This is a genomic window from Marivirga sericea (assembly GCF_900177665.1).
GTDB lineage: Bacteria > Bacteroidota > Bacteroidia > Cytophagales > Cyclobacteriaceae > Marivirga > Marivirga sericea.
Genome location: NZ_FXAW01000006.1, coordinates 320,016 through 340,941, shown reverse-complemented (window position 1 = coordinate 340,941; position 20,926 = coordinate 320,016). Strand labels below are relative to the sequence as shown.

General features: G+C 35.6%; 20 protein-coding genes. 11 read left to right on the top strand and 9 right to left on the bottom strand.

Translation table 11 applies throughout. The features are described 5' to 3' along the window. Positions 1–78: 78 nt before the first annotated feature. Positions 79–1,221 carry an acyl-CoA dehydrogenase family protein gene (locus tag B9Y84_RS15150; RefSeq protein WP_085518236.1) on the top strand — a complete coding sequence of 381 codons (1,143 nt, stop codon included), beginning with the start codon at positions 79–81 and terminating at the stop codon, positions 1,219–1,221. A 149-nt stretch (positions 1,222–1,370) separates the two neighbouring features. Here B9Y84_RS15150 and B9Y84_RS15145 read toward each other — a convergent pair whose 3' ends face one another. The 3 genes from B9Y84_RS15145 to B9Y84_RS15135 form a co-directional block, all read right to left on the bottom strand. Continuing rightward, complete coding sequence (locus tag B9Y84_RS15145) at positions 1,371–2,141, bottom strand: hypothetical protein (protein WP_085518235.1); 771 nt, start codon at positions 2,139–2,141, stop codon at positions 1,371–1,373. A gap of 55 nt (positions 2,142–2,196) precedes the next feature. Further along, the gene (locus B9Y84_RS15140; protein WP_085518234.1) at positions 2,197–5,202 is read right to left on the bottom strand and encodes an ATP-binding cassette domain-containing protein; all 3,006 of its coding nucleotides are present in this window, start codon (positions 5,200–5,202) and stop codon (positions 2,197–2,199) included. Positions 5,203–5,310: 108 nt separating this feature from the next. Next, complete coding sequence (locus B9Y84_RS15135; RefSeq protein ID WP_085518233.1) at positions 5,311–6,195, bottom strand: hypothetical protein; 885 nt, start codon at positions 6,193–6,195, stop codon at positions 5,311–5,313. 238 nt (positions 6,196–6,433) lie between these two features. Between B9Y84_RS15135 and B9Y84_RS15130 the strand changes: the two genes are divergently transcribed. From B9Y84_RS15130 to B9Y84_RS15110, 5 genes are all read left to right on the top strand, one after another. Further along, positions 6,434–7,147, top strand: a complete 714-nt coding sequence (locus B9Y84_RS15130) for a pirin family protein (protein WP_085518232.1) — start codon at positions 6,434–6,436, stop codon at positions 7,145–7,147. A 107-nt stretch (positions 7,148–7,254) separates the two neighbouring features. Next, a complete protein-coding gene (locus tag B9Y84_RS15125) occupies positions 7,255–7,809 on the top strand; it encodes a hypothetical protein (RefSeq protein ID WP_085518231.1) in 555 nt (184 codons plus the stop codon). A 2-nt stretch (positions 7,810–7,811) separates the two neighbouring features. Continuing rightward, a complete protein-coding gene (locus B9Y84_RS15120; RefSeq protein WP_085518230.1) occupies positions 7,812–8,396 on the top strand; it encodes a porin family protein in 585 nt (194 codons plus the stop codon). Next, complete coding sequence (locus B9Y84_RS15115; protein WP_085518229.1) at positions 8,393–9,325, top strand: DUF4249 family protein; 933 nt, start codon at positions 8,393–8,395, stop codon at positions 9,323–9,325. The genes B9Y84_RS15120 and B9Y84_RS15115 overlap by 4 nt, the downstream gene beginning before the upstream one ends. Beyond that, on the top strand, positions 9,322–11,733 hold the full coding sequence (locus B9Y84_RS15110) for a TonB-dependent receptor (protein WP_085518228.1): 2,412 nt from the start codon (positions 9,322–9,324) through the stop codon (positions 11,731–11,733). Before B9Y84_RS15115 ends, B9Y84_RS15110 begins: the two co-directional genes overlap by 4 nt. A 707-nt stretch (positions 11,734–12,440) precedes the next feature. Here the strand turns inward: B9Y84_RS15110 and B9Y84_RS15105 are convergent. Then, on the bottom strand, positions 12,441–12,722 hold the full coding sequence (locus tag B9Y84_RS15105) for a hypothetical protein (protein WP_085518227.1): 282 nt from the start codon (positions 12,720–12,722) through the stop codon (positions 12,441–12,443). Positions 12,723–13,180: 458 nt separating this feature from the next. Between B9Y84_RS15105 and B9Y84_RS15100 the strand changes: the two genes are divergently transcribed. Next, positions 13,181–13,651, top strand: a complete 471-nt coding sequence (locus tag B9Y84_RS15100; protein ID WP_085518226.1) for a hypothetical protein — start codon at positions 13,181–13,183, stop codon at positions 13,649–13,651. Positions 13,652–13,714: 63 nt separating this feature from the next. On the opposite strand, the gene B9Y84_RS15095 is transcribed toward B9Y84_RS15100, so the two are convergent. Beyond that, positions 13,715–14,038 carry a DciA family protein gene (locus B9Y84_RS15095; RefSeq protein ID WP_085518225.1) on the bottom strand — a complete coding sequence of 108 codons (324 nt, stop codon included), beginning with the start codon at positions 14,036–14,038 and terminating at the stop codon, positions 13,715–13,717. Next, positions 14,031–15,131 (bottom strand): DNA replication/repair protein RecF, encoded by a 1,101-nt coding sequence (gene recF / locus B9Y84_RS15090; RefSeq protein WP_176223812.1) that lies wholly within the window; start codon positions 15,129–15,131, stop codon positions 14,031–14,033. Before recF ends, B9Y84_RS15095 begins: the two co-directional genes overlap by 8 nt. A 109-nt stretch (positions 15,132–15,240) precedes the next feature. On the opposite strand from recF, the gene pdhA reads away from it, so the two are divergent. The 4 genes from pdhA (at position 15,241) to B9Y84_RS15070 (ending at position 19,280) form a co-directional block, all read left to right on the top strand. Continuing rightward, positions 15,241–16,260, top strand: coding sequence for a pyruvate dehydrogenase (acetyl-transferring) E1 component subunit alpha (gene pdhA, locus B9Y84_RS15085; RefSeq protein ID WP_085518223.1), 1,020 nt, complete (start codon positions 15,241–15,243; stop codon positions 16,258–16,260). A gap of 173 nt (positions 16,261–16,433) precedes the next feature. Further along, positions 16,434–17,132 (top strand): tetratricopeptide repeat protein, encoded by a 699-nt coding sequence (locus B9Y84_RS15080; protein WP_085518222.1) that lies wholly within the window; start codon positions 16,434–16,436, stop codon positions 17,130–17,132. Positions 17,133–17,475: 343 nt separating this feature from the next. Then, positions 17,476–17,964 (top strand): 6,7-dimethyl-8-ribityllumazine synthase, encoded by a 489-nt coding sequence (gene ribH / locus B9Y84_RS15075; RefSeq protein WP_085518221.1) that lies wholly within the window; start codon positions 17,476–17,478, stop codon positions 17,962–17,964. After that, positions 17,961–19,280 (top strand): aspartate kinase, encoded by a 1,320-nt coding sequence (locus B9Y84_RS15070; RefSeq protein ID WP_085518220.1) that lies wholly within the window; start codon positions 17,961–17,963, stop codon positions 19,278–19,280. The genes ribH and B9Y84_RS15070 overlap by 4 nt, the downstream gene beginning before the upstream one ends. Before the next feature lie 22 nt (positions 19,281–19,302). On the opposite strand, the gene B9Y84_RS15065 is transcribed toward B9Y84_RS15070, so the two are convergent. The 3 genes from B9Y84_RS15065 to B9Y84_RS15055 are packed head-to-tail and all read right to left on the bottom strand — an operon-like array spanning position 19,303 to position 20,903. Next, positions 19,303–20,310: a potassium channel family protein gene (locus B9Y84_RS15065; RefSeq protein ID WP_085518219.1), complete on the bottom strand. Its 1,008-nt coding sequence runs from the start codon at positions 20,308–20,310 to the stop codon at positions 19,303–19,305. Between the two features lie 29 nt (positions 20,311–20,339). After that, on the bottom strand, positions 20,340–20,621 hold the full coding sequence (locus tag B9Y84_RS15060; RefSeq protein ID WP_085518218.1) for a DUF427 domain-containing protein: 282 nt from the start codon (positions 20,619–20,621) through the stop codon (positions 20,340–20,342). Positions 20,622–20,663: 42 nt separating this feature from the next. Beyond that, positions 20,664–20,903 (bottom strand): hypothetical protein, encoded by a 240-nt coding sequence (locus tag B9Y84_RS15055; RefSeq protein ID WP_085518217.1) that lies wholly within the window; start codon positions 20,901–20,903, stop codon positions 20,664–20,666. Positions 20,904–20,926 lie beyond the last annotated feature (23 nt).

Below are 20,926 nucleotides of genomic sequence, written 5' to 3'. Positions count from 1 at the left end.
ACGAATGTTAGTTGGGTAGTTTGGCTATTTTAAGCTATATTTGCACTTATTTCAGGAAACGACTAATAACAGATATTTATGGATTTTGGATTGAATGAAAATCAAGAAATGATTGCCCAAATGGTGCGCGATTTCGGGGCTAAAGAAATCACCCCTCATAGAGATCAATGGGACGAAGAGCAACACTTCCCTATTGACGTAATGAAAAAGCTAGGTGGCTTAGGATTGATGGGCGTTTTAGTTCCTCAAGAGTATGGCGGATCTGGTTTTGGTTATGAAGAATATGTAACGGCTATTTTGGAATTAGCCAAGGTGGATCCTTCCATCGGTTTGTCAATGGCCGCGCATAATTCATTATGTACGGGCCATATTCTGCAATTTGCCAATGATGAGCAGAAGAAAAGGTGGTTACCAAAGCTCGCCACGGCCGAATGGATTGGAGCATGGGGTTTGACTGAACCTAATACAGGTTCAGATGCAGGAAACATGAAAACTACTGCCGTTCAGGATGGCGATTATTGGGTAATTAATGGTGCTAAAAACTGGATTACTCACGGTAAATCTGGTGATGTAGCTGTTGTGATTGTAAGAACTGGAGAGACAGGAGATTCTCATGGCATGACTGCTTTTGTGGTAGAAAGAGGAACAGAAGGTTTTAAAGGAGGCAGAAAAGAGAATAAATTAGGAATGCGGTTGTCTGAAACAGCCGAGATGATTTTCGAAGATTGCCGGGTTCATAAAGATAATATGTTAGGAAATGTTGGCGAAGGCTTCATTCAGTCAATGAAGGTTTTAGATGGTGGTCGAATTTCTATCGCAGCATTATCTTTAGGCATTGCTGAAGGTGCTTATGAAGCGGCTTTAGCCTACAGTAAAGAAAGACATCAGTTCAACCAGCCTATATCAAGTTTTCAAGGTATTGCCTTTAAATTGGCAGATATGGCTACCGAATTGGAAGGCGCAAAATTGCTCACTTTCCAAGCAGCAGACCTAAAGAATAAAGGAAAAAGCGTAAACAAAGAGTCCGCTATGGCAAAGTATTATGCATCTGAAGTAGCGGTGAAAAACTCAGTTGAAGCAGTGCAGATTTTCGGAGGATACGGATATACAAAAGACTATCCTGTAGAGAAGTACTACAGAGATTCTAAACTTTGTACGATAGGTGAAGGAACTTCTGAGATTCAGAAATTAGTGATTAGTAGAGCTATTTTGAAGGAGTAAGGGAATAATAATATTTTTAAAGAAAAGCCCACAATGAATAGGTCATTGTGGGCTTTCTTATTTTAGCACTCCAATACATTGGCTTACTCTTGCTAATTTTAATTAGTGTAGAGCATTAATAATATTTTATTACCAGCCTTTTTATTTATTTAAAATTCTTCAAAGATCTTATCATCCCACTCTTGAGCGACTTTAATGTCTCCTAAGCTTCGCTCTCCCCTTCCAGATGATAGGTAAATCCCGCCATATTCTTGATAGTCCGTCCATTCGCTTTTGAATGCTGCCGCACTATCAGACGCGTTTTGGTAGTAGTCCCATTGCAGAATTAAATGAGTTTCAGGGTCAATATAGGCATTGTATTTGTTTTGAGGCGTGAACCCAACTTTTTCGAAACTTAGGCTGATTACTTCAGCATTTTTTCCTGTTAAAGTAGTATCCAGCCCTAGATATTTTAATTGAACACCCGGATCTTTAAATTTATAGGGGAAAACTAGCCAGTAGGAATCGTTTACCCATATTTGTTTACCCCTCTTAATATACTGATTTAAAGAATCATTTTTAGTCAATTCTCTATCCCCTATTTTAACCCTCCCGGTGTCTTCGTTGATGTTGATAAGATAAGTAGCATTTTGTCCTGGGAAATCAATGCGAACATTTCCGGTGTATTTATCCCAAACTAAATCTCGGGCGCCTAAAAAGTTCCAAGCAATATATCGGGTGTTGTCCCAGTTTTCTTCTCCACCGTGCGCTTTTAATACTTGATCTGCTAGTGTAACAGCTTCTGCATCTGAATTTTCCGGATTGAAAGATGGTGAGTCTGGTTTAGCGATTTCTGTTTTTTCTTGTTGCTCGGCTTTTTCTTTTGGCTGACATGCGAAAGCTGCCAAAAATATTCCTGTGATAATTATAAAGTTTTTCATATTCTCTAAATTAAAAATCCGACAAATTGTTTTTATGGGTTTCCGAATTCTATGGTTAAAAGGGTCTTTTAAAATTCACTATTTTTCTTAAAACATCATAATAAAGCATAGCATAAAGTAGAATACTCATCAACCAGATAATAGCTAGATTAAATTGAAGCGTGTTGAAAATATAGCCAGCAAAGTATTTTTCACCAGCATAGAATTGCGTTCTAAAATCAAAAGCGTGATCCGGTTGCGGTTCCATAAAAACCGGATAGATTTTTTGAATAAGATGTCCTTCATGTTCAATAATTCGGTTAGGATCATTTGTGTTTTTAACTAAGTTAGCTACGGTTTTATTGTAGTAATTATCTCTTAAGAACTCAAATCGCTGCTTCTTTTCTGGACTAGAAGTTAGCATATAAATAGCTTTTTCCTTTTTGGAATTGGCTTCGTTGAAAAAATTGTTATAAAAACGACTTAGGGTATTAAGAAATGCCTCTGTTTTATTAGCCGTCCATTCATCAAACTTATCAGGAGTTAACTTATGATACGCATCAAATTTATCTTTGCCAACAACCTCCAGTTCAAGACCTATTTCTCTATTTAGTAGCGTCACAGCTTCTGAAAATTCTTCGGTATTAGTATTCTCAAGATTTCTTCTTAAAAAGTCTATCTTTGACTGTAATCTTGGAATATAATATACTGTTTTGTATTCCGATTGCGCCATTTGTCTGTCCAGTTCATAAAATGGTTCAGCATATTCATTGGATTTGAATTGTGCTACCATAGATGCTTCAAAAGCCCAACGCGAAGCCATTAATTCGCCAACCAGAGGAACTTGATCGGGAGCTGTAATTTGTGGATTTAAGTTGTCAAACTTTACAACTACTCCACTAAGAATAAGCTGAGGAATAAGCAAAATTGGAATTAAAATGTAAATAGTAATAGCTGAATTAAAGGCCGAAGAAATATTTAAGCCGAGCATATTTGCAAAGCAGGCTGTAGAAAATAGAATGGCCCAATAAGTGAGGCTCAAACCATCAATTTCTAAAATCAAATCACCAATCATCACATAAGTGAAAGTCTGAATAGCAGAAAACAAAAATAGAATTCCGATTTTAGAAAAAAGGTAACTACTTCTGCTTAAATGCAGGAATGATTCTCTTTTTAGGATTTTCCGATCTTTGATAATTTCTTCTGCGCTTACAGTCAATCCCATAAAAAGGGCGACAATAATACTCATGAAGAAAAAAGCAGGAATATTGAGGTTATCGATAAAAAGATATTCGTTTTTTTCAGTTTCCGGATAGTATCGAATTATATAGGCCAACAAAATTGCTAAGATCGGAGCCTCTAATAAATTGATTAATAAATACTGACGATTGGCTAGTTTTGATTTAAAATCTCTCCTAAAAAATAAGCCAATTTGCTTTAGCCAATTTGGAATTTGTAGTTCCGGTTTAGGTAGTGGGTCAGGGTTGTCGACTTTAGGTATTTCTAATTGCTGTTCAAAGAGATTAAACCATTTTTTGGGACTGATTTTTCTTTCATCTGTGGCTTTTCCATACTCATTGACCACTTTGGTTTCAATGATATTGAAGATTTGTTCAGGGTTTACGTTGCCGCACTCAATACATGCAGCTTGGTCTTTATCGATTGTATTTATTTGATTTTTGAAATAAAGAACAGCTTCAACAGGGTTTCCATAATAAATTTGAAATCCACCAACATCTAAAATTACCAACTTATCAAACATTCGGAAGATGTCTGAGGAGGGTTGATGGATCACGACAAAAACCATTTTCCCCTTCAAACTCAATTCTTTTAGCAAATCCATGATATTTTCCGAATCTCTGGAAGAAAGACCAGAGGTAGGTTCATCGACAAAAAGAACGTGAGGTTCTCTCAGTAATTCTAAACCAATGTTTAAGCGTTTTCTTTGGCCACCGCTGATCGTTTTATCTAATGGAGAGCCGACTTTTAAATGTTTGGTTTCAGATAAACCGAGAGACGATAAAGTTTGGGAAACCAAATGCTCAATATCTGAAAGCGACTTATCATCAAAGCATAATTTAGCCGCATAGAATAAATTCTCGTAAACCGTTAATTCTTCTATTAATAAATCGTCTTGAGGAACGTATCCAATTGTGCCTTTAATGGCTTCAGGGGTTTTATGTATGTTAATTCCGTTGATTTCAACTTTTCCTTCAGATGGGCTTTCATTGCCATTTAGCACATTAAGTAGGGTTGATTTTCCAGAACCTGATGCTCCCATTAAACCTACTAGTCTCCCAGTATCTTCTGCAATGTTTACCTTGTGCAGCCCTTTATGACCGTTTGGAAATGTGAAGCTAATATTGTCTGCCACAAATGAAATATGAGGTGCGCTATCATCAGTTTTATAATGACTTGCTACATCACTATAAAAAATAGTCTGGGACTTTTCTCCTTTTATTGTACTTCCTGAGGGAAAGAGTGTAATGACATTTTTCCTAAGGGGAATTCCATTCATATTCAATTGTGCATTCCCTACATATTTGACAAAGTACATTTCTGTGCCGGAAAGTTTCAATACCGCCAAAAAACCATCTAAATGATCTTCTTGAATAAAATAAGTAGATTCAGATACCTTTTTATCCTCTTCTGCTACAATCAAAAATTTGTCTGATTCAAACTCCTCAATAGTTTTAGCAAGAGCGAATGACTGAATGTAAGCAACAATTTCTGCGGGGATTTTTATTTTTTCTGCTACAAAGTCTAGAACCTGAGTTTCTTCGTCTGCAATTTCTCCATCTGCTAGAATGAGTTCAATGAGCTGAAGAGCCAACACGATTTTTTGAGGGTAGGTGAATTCCGTATTAATTTTTTGGCAAATCTTATCGATTCTTTGATCACCATCAGAAGCTGCGTCTATTGCGAAATTATCGAACATCTTTAAGTGGCGCTCTGCAGATTCTTCTGAAAGGTTTTCTGTCAAAAATTTCTTTACATTATTTCGCTCATCTTCCGTAACAGTTCCCTTTTTAGCAATAATGGCAAATAATTCCAGTAAGGCCTTTAATAGATGTTCACTCATAGCTTAGTTTTGAAATTGATTTATGATCATCAATGGTGCAGAAAAAAAGGGCAGAGACTGCAATATAACATGCTCCCATACCCTTTTTAAAGTGTTTTAATTTAGTAATCAACCCGTAACATCATCTCTGATTTTACCCATTTGGTTGGTGATATTGTCTAAAGTTTCATCTTCTAATAATTCAGCACCTTTTCCTTCATCCATCAATTGCTGAACATTAAGCTTTTTATATTCTTCTTTCAGAACTTTTAAATCTTTGATCATTGTAGCTGTGTAATCATCTTGTTCCACACTTTCCAATAGTTGAATTAAGTCAATTAAGGGCTCCTCTTGCTTGATGATCACATCAACTAAGGGGATTAAAATTAATTTCCGTGCATTATCCGGAAGGTCATTTGGGTAATTTTCAACCAGTGCTGTTGCAATGTATAGACCTTCAATGAAAGATCCTGCCAATAATAAGGCGGCTACTTTTGGTCTATCTGTTTTCCGTAGATGATCATCAGCGTTGTTGATTGCTTCATTTACAATCATAGCTAATGAATCAGTATTAGAAAGATTGCTTTCGAACCTTTCAATAGTTTTTGGATCAAACGAACCAGAAAGTGCCAACTGATCTGCTAGTGGTCTAACCTGTGTCATATAATTCATGGCCTTTTGAGACTTTTCATAAGCGCTTAAATAAGCCACATCAGTCGCGTAGACCCCTAAATTAACAGCTGCTTCATTGTTATTGCTGCTGTAAGCGCTCACTTTGTTTAGATCGTGAATAAGACTTTCGTCTAAGTCCGCACCAGTTTCCATTAACAAAAATGGTATTTCCGATGGTGCAGGCAGCTCTTTAACCACACTAGAAATCTTTTCCTTAACTTCTTCTTGTGCTTTTTCGAATGCCTCTGAATTACTATTTTCTTCCTTTTCTTTTTTTTGTGGGCTGCAAGCCACGGTTGCTAAAAGGGCTACAAATACAATTGATTTAAGATACATATTCATTGTTTATGGTTTTTTTCTTACCACTAAATTTATAAAATAATTATTATAACTAATATAGTTTTGCCAAGTTGATTTTGAAAAAGTGATAAATAGCATAACTAAAATTCTAAAAAAGCAATCTAATCGGGCTTTAAAGTGGATTAATGATTTTAAATATTATAATTAGTTTTTTTGCCTAAAACGTCACAATATTTATATTATCCCGTAATTACATGTAGATACATACAATTATAAAATAATGGAAAAGATAATTTATAAAGCAGATTCAAGAGGGCATGCAAACCATGGTTGGTTAGATACTCATCATACTTTTAGTTTTGCGTCATATTACAATCCTGATAGAATTCATTTTGGGGCACTGAGGGTTTTGAATGATGATAAAATCACGAGTGGAACTGGTTTTCCGAAACATCCTCATGACAACATGGAAATCATATCGATTCCATTGAAAGGTGATTTAGCGCATGAAGATAGTATGGGGAATCAAGCGACCATCAAACAAGGTGATGTACAAGTCATGTCTGGTGGAACCGGTATTATGCACTCAGAGTTTAATCCTAATGAAGAGATAGGAACGGAGTTTTTACAAATATGGGTTTTTCCTAATAAGCAAAATGTAGAGCCTCGATATGGCCAAGTTCATTATCCGGCGGAAGAGAGAATTAATAAGTTTCAAACCATCGTTTCCCCTAATGCAAATGAGGTAGATACATGGATTCATCAGGACGCTTGGTTTCATTTGGCTGATTTTGAGACCGGGTTTGAATCGACTTATGAACTCAAGAAAAAAGACAATGGATTGTTCATCTTCCTTTTGGAAGGAGAAATAGAAGTAGGAGATGAAAAAATGGAAAAGCGAGATGGAATTGGATTGCTTAACTTGGAGCAAATAGAGATAAAAGCAAATAAAGAGTCAGAGATTTTGTTGATGGATGTTCCTATGGAATGGTAAATGTATACCTCTTACAGGTTAAATGTGATCTGTAAGAGGTATAATATTTATAACTAACTTTATAAGTTCCACAATAAAACCTATAGCTTTGAGGTTTATTTATAGTCATGAACCACAAGCTATTTTCAATCTTATTGCTATCCGTTTTTCTAATTATTTCCGTTGAAAGTACTTTTGCTCAAAATGGCCTGAAAGGACGGAATAACATCAAAGCATCTCATAGTCGTTACATTTTTCGCGGTGCCCATTTTTTTCAACTAGAATATAATAGTGGTCTCACTAAATTTATTGAAGCGGGAGCTTATCTTGCTACTAATCCAGATTTTTATCTACTGCAAGTAATTAATCCAACTACTAATGAACCTTTCATTATTGGATTGGATTCAAGGGCATATAATTACGGGATTCAAACTAATATTCATCCTTTACAGCTCCTGATAAAAGATGGCCACCGGTTTAGATTAGATTTATATTTCAACGCTAAAATAGGTGGTCGTTATTCTCCGGTTCCAGCCGATGCCCTACCGCAAAAAGAAAATTATTTCTTTTATGACATAGGAGGAGGATTAGCATACCACTTCTATAAACACTGGGGGGTTTTTATGGAATATAATTACAGATCACCTGCTAAATTCAGATATGGCTTAAGCATAAAATTTTAAATATGAGAAAATCAATCATTTTTATCATCATAGTGTTTTTTGCCGTAGATGCGACAGCACAAGAAAATATCAAGAAGAAAAAACTTGAATATGGTCTTCAAATTTCAAGTTTAAAGTCCAACTACGTTTCAGACTTTTCGAGCGAGTCTGACAGTTTTTTTAGAAATTTCTACATTCACAATGAATTAACCTACGCTGCTAATGAAAAGATTTCTTTAGGACTGTTTTTTGGTTTCCTTCTCACTGATTATACAAAAATTGAGCAATTATCACCGTCAACCTTCGTTGGCGAAATAGAAACAACAGGCGGTTATATGGTAGGTGCAAATACTGCCTTGAACATCTTAAGCTTTATTCCAGATAAAGATTTATCAGATTTCAGACTTCAACCTTACTTAAGTATTGAATTGGGTTATTTCTTCTGTCCCGAACCAAGTGAAGGATTCACTAAAGAAGTAGAAAATGGAATTATAGGGAATATTGGTGTTGGTTTAAAATACTTTTTAACGAGCAATTTTGCACTAAACGCAGAGTTATTATATGGTAGAGATTTATATTCAAGATTCGGGCTAAATTTTAAAATATGAAAAATATAGTATTAAGTGTCTTTCTGATTTTAATAATTGGACTTTCAAGCTGCACCAAATTATTGGAAGATGATTTCCCGGAATTTAATGATGACTGGGTCATCAATAATATCATGATTGCAGGGGACAGCATAGAAGTAGAAATAACCAAAACCACTTCCGTAAATGGTGAGGGAAATCCGCCAGTTGAAGATGCATTGATTCAACTGATGGTTGAAAATGAAACTTTTGAGTTGAGTTATGATGAAAACTCAGCCACCTATAAATTAAATCAACAGATTGAAACAGTTAAGGAGTATAACTTTGAGTTATTTGATGCTTCAGGAGAAATCAAAACTAGTTTTAACCAAATCATACCACCTTCTCAGCCCATACTAAATATAGAACATATTGATGTTGCGGGCGTGGATGATGAAGGAGTTAGCCATCCTGCCATTAAAATAGAAGTCCCTAATAATGCTGCAAGAGACTATTTTTATGTGAATATTCGGCTTTTAAAAAGAAGTATTTTTGAATTTGAAGATGAAGAAGAAAACAGAATTGAAATTCTAAATATTGAAGACCCTATCTTATTAAATGAAGGCGTTCCATTCCCTCTATTTTCTAATGAGTTGATGACAGGAAATAGTCAAGAAATTTTGATTAATTATACAACTAATGGAGCCAGTAGCAGTGATGGTGGGCCTTTAATAGCGAACAAGTATCCCTTAGTGGTTGAGCTTTGGACGCTTAACGAAGCGTACTATAATTTCATGAAGCAAAATTACCAATACGAAAATAGTCGCTATCCCATTATTGGCTCAGGCAACCAGGCAGCTATTTCAAATTTTAATAATGTAGAAGGAGCTTATGGCATCAATGCTGGCTATTCATTTGTAAAAACTGACACCATCTACCCTTCCGGAACTGAAAACTACTTCAACCAATGATTAGGATTACGACCTTTTGCCTATTTTTATTATTTAGTTTTCAGCTTGTTTACTCACAGACAGTTAATTTTTCAGGATACGTTAGAGACGTTGCAGGAAAAGAGAAATTAATTGGTGCGCATATTATCAATCTACAAACAGAAAAAGGAGCTATTACTGACCATAATGGTTATTTTTCCTTAAATGCAAAACTCAGAGACTCTCTGAGAATTTCTTATGCAGGATACAAAAGTCAAGTAATTGAAGTAAATGAAAACAGTAAAAATATATTCATTGATCTTCAGATGAATACGGATTTGAAAGAAGTCAAAGTAACGGGAGTTAGAGATGTTTTCCAGCCTATGACGCAGCTTAAATCAAAGGATTTTACCAATATTCCCACCATAGGTGCAGCTCCAGATGTTTTAAAAGCGGTGCAATTATTTCCTGGGATTACTGCCCAGAATGAAGGAAGCAGTCAATTGATTGTTCGTGGTGGAAGTCCTGGCGAAAATTTGTACATGATCGATAATATTCCTTTAATCTATGTTAATCATTTAGGAGGATTCTATTCTGTTTTTAATCCTGACATGATTAATTCCATGGAAATTTATAAAGATGGTTTTCCCGCTCGATATGGTGGTAAATTATCTTCCATAATCAGCCTTTCTCAATATGAAGGAAATGCTGAAGAATTTAAAGGGAATTTCAGTATCGGCCCCATGGCAACAAGCCTCATGGTGGAAGGGCCTGCGCTCAACAAAAAGGCTACTTACATGCTAAGTGCCAGAAAAACAATGATAGATGGATTAATGGCATTAGGGACTACTCTTTCGGGTGGCAATGATTTTACTTTTGCTTACGGCTTTCATGATATAAATGGAAAATTCACCTATAACGTGAATGATAAGCATACTTTATCAGCCAATTTTTATCAAGGAGATGATTACCTAAATTTATGGGCAGAATCAGCTTCCACTATTCCCAATACGGTAGGCAGAAGTCGGTTACAAACTGTTTGGGGAAATTGGCTCGCTGCTTTACAATGGAAATATAAACCTAATTCAAAGCTAGTAGGTGAAAACAGTTTGTCAGTAGTTCGATATCGCCTAAAGAACAACAGCTTTTATTATGAAGATGAGGATAATAAAGAACCTACATTTGATAACCGTTTCCAATCTTCACTGATGGATAACCGCTTGCAGTCAGACTGGAAATATTATAATAGCAATTCCTTAACCACGCATTTTGGCGCTCAGCTATCCTATAAAATCCATCAGCCCAATCAGACAAATGCCCAAACCGTCAATACGGTAAATGAGGTTATTCCTGTTTTAGAAGGTGCCTTATATTTTGATGAGCACCTTGATTTCTGGGAAAACAGCTCACTAAAAGTTGGAGGCAGATTTAATTATTACCAAAATGATGATTATTCCAGCTTCGATTTTGTGCAAAGAGGACAATTGGCTATCGGTATTGCTTCTAATCAATGGTTATTAGCTCGTTATACAGGAGCAAGCCAGTACGCTCACTTACTTTATACAACAGGCGATATTGGGGCCAATGAAATTTGGATTCCTGCAGATGAGGTCGCTCCTGCTTCAGCATCAAATCAATTCTCGTTAGGCTACAAATCAAATTTTCAACAGAATATGTGGCAATTAGAAAGCAATGTCTATTATAAAGAGTTGAGTAATTTGACTACTTACAAAGAAGGAATTGCAGCGGTATTGGGAGATTCGAACTGGAAAAATAAGATCACTAGTGGAGGTTCGGGTACAAGTATGGGATGGGAGACTATGCTAAAAAAATCTAGAGGCAAGTGGACAGGTTTTGCAAGTTACACACTCTCCAAAACAGAATATCAATTCCCTGAAATCAATAATGGGAACCCCTATGTTTTTGAGTATGATCGACCGCATATTTTCAACATCAATTTGAGTACGAAAATAAACGAGAAATGGGATTTCTCTGCTAACTGGACCTACCAGACGGGGCTTCCTTTTACTCCAGCTATAGGGCTTCGAAATACACCAGATCCATTTAATCCTGTAATTGAGAGAGAAACCTTAATTTATGATGAAAGAAATTCAGGTAGAATGAGAGATTTTCATCGATTGGATCTAGGTTTTAATTACCATAAAGTCACAAAAAGAGGAAACAGAGCAGTTTGGTCATTTTCAATTTACAATGCTTATAGTCGCCAAAACCCTTATTTTAATTACTATCATGTTGATAATAGAGATGATTTTTCTTTAGGGCAGTTAGATTATTCGGATCAGCCAATGAAGTTATATCAAAGAAGTTTCTTCCCATTTTTACCTTCTTTTTCTTATAAAGTATTCTTTGATAAAGGTAGTTTTAAAAGGAGCTCAAAGGAAGAGAGAGCCAAGAGACCAAGGAGCAATTTTTGGTATCATAAAGAATAGACTTGGTTCTAAAATAGAAAAGGGCAGTATTGCTACCACCCTTTTCGCCTACAACCATAAAACTATGAACGGTAACCAGCCATCCACAGAAAGATTTCAACCAAAACCTTCTACATCAAAGACAACGGATCACTTAAAAGGGTTGGAAATCTCCGAAAAAATTAACTAGAAATTTACATTTTAATTATATTTTGATACTTTAGTATTTCTCAAAGTGTGCATAGGGGGATGATTAATCCACTCGTTATAGCCACGGTCTGAGGCAAATCTGAAGACGATGGAAATTTATCATAATGTAAAATATACCTTCAAACATGAAATACAAACTAATACCATATTCAGAGTACAGGATGATGAAATACAGTTTAATTATTCTTAGCGCTCTTATATTGCTTAGGGTATTATCTTTTGGCGCAGGGGCTCTATACGCATTGATAGAGAATTATTTTTTAAAGTAATAAAATTACAATCTTAAATTAGTGTGGTGAAAGATAAGCTATTGCCAGAAAATGAGTATTACAAATGAATACTTATCTTACTTTAAATAAATCTACTAATAAAATGAAAAACATTAAGACAGAACAGATCATTTGAATTTTTGAAAGCGTATCCAATATTCTAACATTCTGATCATATAAAATATTCAATCGAAAAATCCCCGACTGTGGGTCTTTCTCAATAGCTCTAAGTTGATTGTTATTTTCTAGTCAGTTTTCAAAGACTTCCTTTTCTGCAATTATCAAATAAGCGTTTTGGTAATCTTTAATCAAAAAAGCTATTTCATTATTGATTGCTTCAATTTCACATATATTTTCAGAATTCTCTTTGGCATCAAATTGGCTTAGCAAATATTTTTGATCACGAGTTGCAGTAGCTAATTGAAAAATGTAATTTTCTATTAATAGTCTCTCCTTATACACCGAACCAAAGCTTTTTCCTAATTCAGTTACTTTATTGTTTACCCACCGATTATTAATGAGTACAATCACAAGTATTATCTTGATAGCTGATGCTAAGTTAAGTTTCTTTTGAATGAAGTATTAAAAATTCATAACAACATTGCTTTAAATAATATTAAAGTAAGCAATTGGGATCAGGAAAAATAAGAAAGAAAAAACACTTTTGTCAAAAAGGGAAGACCGTTTTTTAGGGCTATACTGTAATAAAAAAATAATTGCAATTATAACTTCTTCTCTTCAACACGTTTACACCTTAAGACAAATTTCAATATTTTGACGTTCATTGATTCTTCCCTGTAAAAATATAAGGACTTATCTGCAATAAGATGCGGTTCCTGATTAAAAGCTTTTTGTGTTTGACAATAGTACTGTTTCAACAGAGTTAATTAGACCATCTCGCAACCATTAATGTATGTTAAAAGTTGGTATTTCTGCTTGCTTTTAGTAGCTTACTTTTTGCAAACAAAACTCGTTAAGCTTATAGTAACATGAAATTAATTCTATTGAAAATTTTTCTATTGTCATTTCTTCCAGTGATTTGTTTTTCCCAGAGCGATAAAGACGGTGTCTATCTTGAATTTGAAGAGAAAGGGTGTTCATACAAAAAAATTAAGCTGCTTAATGCAAAAAAAGTTGTTTGTATTTCAGATAAGCCAATCATTAACACAGGTGATTATGCTAGTATTAGCAAAATAGAATTTGATTCTGCAAGCAATATGAGGAAATTTGAAATCATCCTATCAGAAGAAGGGAGTGAAAAATTAGCAGCAGTTAGTAAACTATACACGGGAAAGAACTTTGCTTTTGTGGTTGATGATGAGGTCGTATGCTTAATGAAAGTTCCAGGAGTAATATCAAATGGAAAAATTATTGTAACTGAAGATCCAAGGTTTTCATCCCTTCAAAAGACATACCGAAACGTTAAGGAAGGTCTAGAGCTAAAAGGTACTGTAAAATAGAACTATCATTACTTTGGTATATGTAAGTTTTTAAAGAATGGTCAATTCCTTCACTTAAACTCTTTACAGCAACACAATTTCCTTTACGATTTCCTTCCCAAGCTCCTCTCTGAACAAATGAATGATTTTCTCCTTATTCATCAAAAGTTCTTGTTTTAAAGCACTTGATTCTACCGTTACAAAAAGTTTATTATCCTTCATGAAAACGCCTTTGGTTCTACTAGCAATTGCCTTTCCCATCAATTTTGGCCACAGATTGACTACTTGTGTGTGATCGACTTTTTTATTTAAGTGATACGCTTCAAACATCTCATTGATTACCTGACCTAGTGGAGCTGCTTCAGATTTTCTAATACTTGCCGGGTGTGGACTTTTCTTTTTATACATTTTCTTGAGTCTTTAGGTCTAATTCAAAAAATTTCTTGTCGGTGTCAATATTTCTTAAATACTCTTTACTTCTTTCTGGTCTGGCATCGGTTAAAAAGATTTGACCAAATCTACCATCGGCCATCATTTGCAATAGATAAGCAATTCTCTTATCATCTAGTTTATCAAAAACATCATCCAGTAAAAGTAAAGGTTTTTGATTCTTGGAAGTTTTCAGGAGATCAAATTGCGCTAATTTTAGAGCAATAACAAATGACTTCTGCTGTCCTTGAGAGCCAAACTTTTTAACGGCCTTTCCCTCTGATAGGAACAGATAATCATCCTTATGAATTCCTAGTGTAGTTCTGCCTTGGCGAAAATCTTTTTGATGCTGTGCTTTAAAATCATTTTCAAAAGAATTGTTTACTCGGGTATCGTAATTGATGCTTACTTCTTCCTGACCATCAGAGAGATCTTGATAAAACGCTTTAAAGATTGGCAGAAATTTTTCCATTAGGGCTTTTCGATTCTCTGCAATATTTAGCGCTAAAGGAATCATTAGCTCATCATATGGAGCTATTTGTTCAGCGGAAAATCTGCTTTTTTCCAAAAAAGATTTCAAAAGAGCATTTCTTTGTTTGAGCAGGTGATTATAGTTTACCAACAATTTTAAATACTCCTGATCTAGCTGGCACAGAAGATTGTCAAAAAACTTTCTACGCATTTCGCTCGCTTCACGCACTATATCCGTATCCTGAGGAACAATTATCACTAATGGTAACTTCCCTATATGTTCACTTAGCCTTTCATACTCTTTACCAGCCCACCGTACCATTTTTTTTTCACCCAGCCGAACAGCGCAAAGTACTTCAACAGCTTTTTCTTCTATTTCGAAGCTGGCTTTAATAGAGAAAAAGCTTTCTTCATGTAAAATATTATCTTTATCCACTGCATTGAAAGCACTTTTGGTGAAAGCCAGATAATAAATGGCATCTAGTATATTAGTTTTACCAATTCCATTTCTCCCTAAAAAGCAATTAATGCCCCCCACAAATGAGAAATTTGCTTGCGGATAGTTTTTGAATTGAGCTAATCGGATATTTAGGAGCTTCATTTTTCGCACTTGTGGGTTTTTTCGTTATTTTCGCATCCCGGAACAAGAATAACAAAGTTAAGTTATTCTTTTGTGACGAAAGAAATTCACAGAAAAAAGTAAAAGCAATATGGCTACAAAGAAATCTAAATCTGCCAATAAAAAGAGTTTCGACAAAGAAACTTATATGGAATGGTTCAGAAGCATGTCCTTGATGAGAAGATTTGAGGAGAAAGCTGGGCAATTATATGGTCAGCAGAAAATTAGTGGTTTTTGCCACCTTTACATTGGACAGGAGGCTTGTGTGGCCGGAGCTGTCAGTGCATTGAAAAAGGGCGATAAATACATCACCGCATATCGAGATCATGCACACCCAATTGGTTTAGGAACTGACCCGAAAGCGGTGATGGCTGAATTATTTGGAAAAGAAACAGGGGTTTCTAAAGGAAAAGGAGGCTCTATGCATATGTTCGATAAGGAAAATCATTTCTTTGGTGGTCATGGTATTGTGGGTGGACAAATCCCATTAGGCGCTGGAATTGCTTTCTCTGAGCAATATAAAGGAACTGATAATGTTTGCATTACTTATATGGGTGATGGTGCAGTTCGTCAGGGTGCTTTTCATGAAGCTTTGAACATGGCAATGAGCATGAAGCTACCTGTTATTTTCGCAATCGAAAATAATGGATATGCAATGGGTACTTCTGTGCAAAGAACTTCAAATGTGACGGAATTGCATACTTTAGGCGAGGCGTACGATATGCCGTCAAAAGGCGTTGATGCGATGAATGTAGAGAATGTGCACAATGCAGTGGCAGAGGCTGCTGAAAGAGCAAGAAAAGGTGATGGCCCAACCTTACTAGAGTTCAGAACTTATCGATATAAGGGACACTCCATGTCTGATCCTGCCAAGTATAGAACTAAAGAAGAATTGGAAGAATACAAAGGGAAAGATCCAATTGAGCAAGCAAAAGAGGCTATTTTGAAAAATAAATATGCCACAGAAGATGAATTAAAAGAAATAGATAACGAGGCTAAGGAGCAGGTGAAGGAATGCGTGAAATTCGCTGAGGAATCAGATTTTCCTCATGTCGATGAAGTCTATAAAGATGTATATGCTCAAAAAGACTATCCTTTTATAGTGGATTAATTGTTCTTATTACAAAACCTGTCAAATTATCAATTTTATCAGCAAAAATTACTGCTAAAAATTTGGCGGGTTTTATTATCATAGCTTAATTCACAAAGCTTTAAACTATTAAAGCAATGAATTGGGTAATAATAAATAAATTTTTATAGCTTTGCGATCTTAAAATAGTGGCAATGGCAAAAACAAAATCGAAAGAAAAACAAAGTTCTGAGTTTTACGAAAACCCTGAGGTATTAGCTCAGCAACTTTCTAAGACTGAAGAATTCATTGAAAACAATAAAAAAGTAGTATTTGGATTAGGAGGAGTAATAGCCCTTGTAATCGTAGCCTTTTTTGGCTACCGATACTATATGAACAACCTAAATGAGGAAGCTCAAAAGGAAATGTTCCAAGCAGTTTATTGGTATGAAAACGGAGAATATGACCTAGCTTTGAATGGTGATGGTAATAACTTTGGATTTTTAGCTATTGTAGAAGATTATGGATCAACAAAGGCCGCTAATTTAAGTAGCTTCTATTTAGGAAGCATCTATTTGAAACAAGGTCAATTTGAAACAGCAATAGATTACTTGGAAGATTTTAGCAGTGATGATTTGCTAGTGCAGCCAAGGGCTTTTTCTTTAATAGGCGATGCTTACATGGAATTGGGAAATTATTCTAAAGCAGCTGCTCAGTATGGCAAAGCGGCAGACTATAAAAGTAATAAGGAATTTAGCCCAGTCTACTTATTAAAACAAGGCTTAGCATATGAAAAAGCAAATGATTCAGAAGCAGCTATGGGAAGCTACCGAAAGGTGGTCGAAGATTTTAGTGAATCCAAACAGAAAGTGGAAGCACAGAAATACCTATCCCGCTTAGAGGCACAAAAATAATTTAGAAGAAATAATTAAGTAAGGAAAAAGGGATAGGTTGAATAAGCCTGTCCCTTTTTTGTTGGGTAATGAAAAATAGAGTACTCTTACGGTTTTTCAAGCAAAAGGCGAAAGTCCCTTGCTGAAAATTGAAAATCAAAGGATGACTCAAAAGCCCCCTTCCCCCCCGCTAGCTAGCGGGGAGACGCACAGATTGAGAGAAATAGTGATTTAGATAGAAATATTCTACTAATTTAAATCTGTGAAACTATCTCCGCCAACTGGCGGAGATTATAAGGGTGTTTTATGGTTGACAGTTTAACTGAAAAAAAGCTTTTATTTAGAAGCAATAAATTATAATAAAATGGCATCAAATCTTAAAAATCTTAGCAACCATTCAGGCAAAAACATGAAAGGATTGCAAGACAAAAAATTTGCAATCGTAGTTTCAGAATGGAATGAAGAAGTAACAGAATCATTATACAATGGCGCTTATGAAACATTGTTGGAAAATGGAATTCCCAAAGAAAATATTCAAAAGCATTATGTGCCTGGAAGTTTTGAGTTGAGCTTGGCCGCACAATGGATGGCTGAAAGAAACGAAGTTGATGCAGTAATTTGTTTAGGCTGTGTTATTCAAGGAGAAACAAAACATTTCGATTTTATTTGTGATGCTGTGGCTCATGGTATTACCAATGTCAGCCTTAAATACAACAAACCCGTTATTTTCGGGGTTCTGACTCCCAATACACAACAGCAAGCTTTAGACAGAGCCGGAGGCAAGCATGGAAACAAAGGAGATGAAGCTGCATTTACCGCACTAAAAATGTTAGGATTAGCAAAAGGATTATGATTGTATTGAAATTTGGTGGGACTTCTGTAGGCACGCCCCAAGGAATGAATCAGATTCGTGAAATCATCACGAAAGACCATAATAAAAAATTAGTAGTACTTTCAGCTCTTAGCGGAGTGACCAACATATTGGTGGAAATAGGAGAAAGGTTACGCAAAAAGGAGCATGAGCAGGCTAGTAAGGTTATTAAGAAGCTTCAAAAAAGGTATGATGAATTTGTGATAGAGCTATTTGACACTGAAGTGTTCAAAAATAAAGCAGATGTAATCATAGCTGAAAGCATGGACTTTATCAGAACGTGTGTTGAAAAGCCATTCACGAATTTGATTGACAAAGAACTACTTGCTCAAGGTGAACTGATGTCGACCAATATATTTAATTTGCACCTTCAAGAGCACAAACTAAATAGCGCATTAATTAATGCACTTGATTTTATTAGAACGGATGCTGTTTCTGAGCCAGATGAAGCCTTTATCAACAAAGAATTGTCAGATATCTTAGTGAAGCAACCGGCAGAAACTAATTTGATTATTACCCAAGGCTACATTTGTCGCAATGCAGAAGGCAATATTGACAATTTAAAGAGAGGAGGAAGCGACTATACTGCGTCACTAGTAGGAGCAGCTTTAAATGCGGATGAAATCCAGATATGGACGGACATTGATGGCATGCACAATAACGATCCGCGTGTAGTGCAAAACACCTTTAGTATTCCCGAGCTTTCGTTTGAGGAAGCAGCAGAACTTGCTTATTTCGGAGCTAAAATTTTGCATCCCTCATGCATTAGACCAGCTCAGAAAAGAACGATTCCTGTTCGCTTAAAAAATACCATGAAACCCGAAGCACCTGGGACTTTGATCCACACCAAGGAAGGTGCAGGAGAAGGCATTAAAGCAATAGCCGCTAAAGACGGCATAATTGCTATCAAAGTAAAATCGCTTCGCATGCTCATGGCCTATGGCTTTTTAAGAAGAGTATTTGAAATTTTCGAGAAGTACAAAACACCAATTGACGTCATTACGACTTCTGAGGTGGCTATATCAGTGACGATTGATAACATTTATTATCTAGACAGCATTTTAAGTGAATTGCGTCCTTTCGGAGAAGTGGAAGTAGATCAAGAGCAAAGTATAATTTGCTTAGTAGGCAATATGGTAGCCGAAAAGCCGGGCTTGGTTAGCAAAATTTTTGCAGCCCTTCAGGATGTTCCAGTTCGTATGATTTCTTATGGTGGTAGCCGACATAATATTTCTATTGTCGTAGATACACAATATAAGAAAGAGGCTTTGAAACGATTGAATGACGGGGTTTTTTAGGAGTTTGTATGTTAAATTTATTTTAGCCTACAAACTCATCCTTAAAAGCCTGAATTGATTTTTTATCCCCTAACAAAATAAGCACATCGCCTTCATCACAGATTACATCTGAATTTGGATTGAAAACAAACCCCTCCTTTTTATCCTTAAAAGCCAGAACTGTGGCACCTGTTTTATTTTTCACATCCATTTCGCCTAAAGAAAGATTTTTAAATCTATCCTTAAGCAAATTGTGGTTTATTTCCTCAAGAGAGTACTCTGAATCTTGATCTCCATTCAATATTTCTAAAAATTCCACTACACTCGGCTTGGTAACTAGAGAGGCCATATAAGAACCGCCTACTCTGTCAGGCATTACCACATGATCTGCTCCTGCTCTTCTCAATTTCTTTTCTGTATTTCTCTCCGTTGCTTTGGCTATAATCTGTATTTGAGGATTGAGTTCCTTTGCAGTCAAAGTAATAAATACGTTATCAGCATCGCTTGGTAAGGTGGTGATAATAGTGCTTGCTCTTTCCACTCCTGCTTCAATCAATACGGATTCCAGCACCGAATCACCGTGAAGTAGCTGATAGCCTCTTTCATTATTGTAATTATTGATAACATCTGCATCCTTTTCAATAAATACAATATCTTTGTTTGAAGAATTTAATCCATTTCCGGCTATTTCTCCATTCTTGCCAAAACCACAAATGATGATATGATTCTTTAATTTTTTCAATGCTTTTCTATCAGTATAGGTTTTATAGATTTCTTTAAATCTTCCTTCAAATAAGAAGGATGAAATTACCGAAGCCGTATAAGCAAATAAACCTAAATTTACGATAATATAAAATACCGTAAAAAGCTTTCCGTCATCGCTTAATGGCTGAACTTCCTTAAATCCCACCGTTGAGAAAGTAATTACAGACATATAAACGCCATCTCTAAAACCATAGCCTTCTATTAACATATAGCCGAAAGAACCCAGTAAAATACTGGCTGTAATCATCATGAAAGCAGAAGAAAGTCTCTTTAAAGCAGATTGCATAGCTAAATTTAGCTAAAAAGAAATAATTTTTACTCTGTTACTTCCACGCCCTTCCAAAAGGCTACATAATTTTCAAATTTTTTGGCCATTTCCTTAGTATCGGGATAATACCAGGCCGCATCTTTATTTTCTTTCCCGTCTACTTTTAGGCTGTAATAGGAAGCCGTACCTTTCCAAGGGCAGACCGTCTTGTAATCAGTCTTTGCATAAAACTCTTTTTTGATTGACTCAGGGGGAAAATAGTGATTGCCTTCTATTACAATGGTCTCATCACTTTCTGCCACTACTTGATTGTTCCAAATTGCTTTCATTTTTTTAGATTTAAGATTTTATTACTATTAACCGCATTCAAACTATCGGGTTTTATTTTGTTCAAGATTATCAAGACGCACTTTAAAAATGACGCCTTGCCCAAAACAGCAAATTCCTGAATTGAAGACGACCAAAGCAAAAGTGCCATAATAAATCCAGTTCCAGCCTTCAGGGTTTTGCATGCGGTAAAAACCAGCATCAATACCTAGGCTTAAACCAGCACCTATTAAAATTAACCCTAAAATTGAGAAAAATAACCATTTCCGCTTTATCGCCTGCATGACATTAGTAACATTTGTTCCAA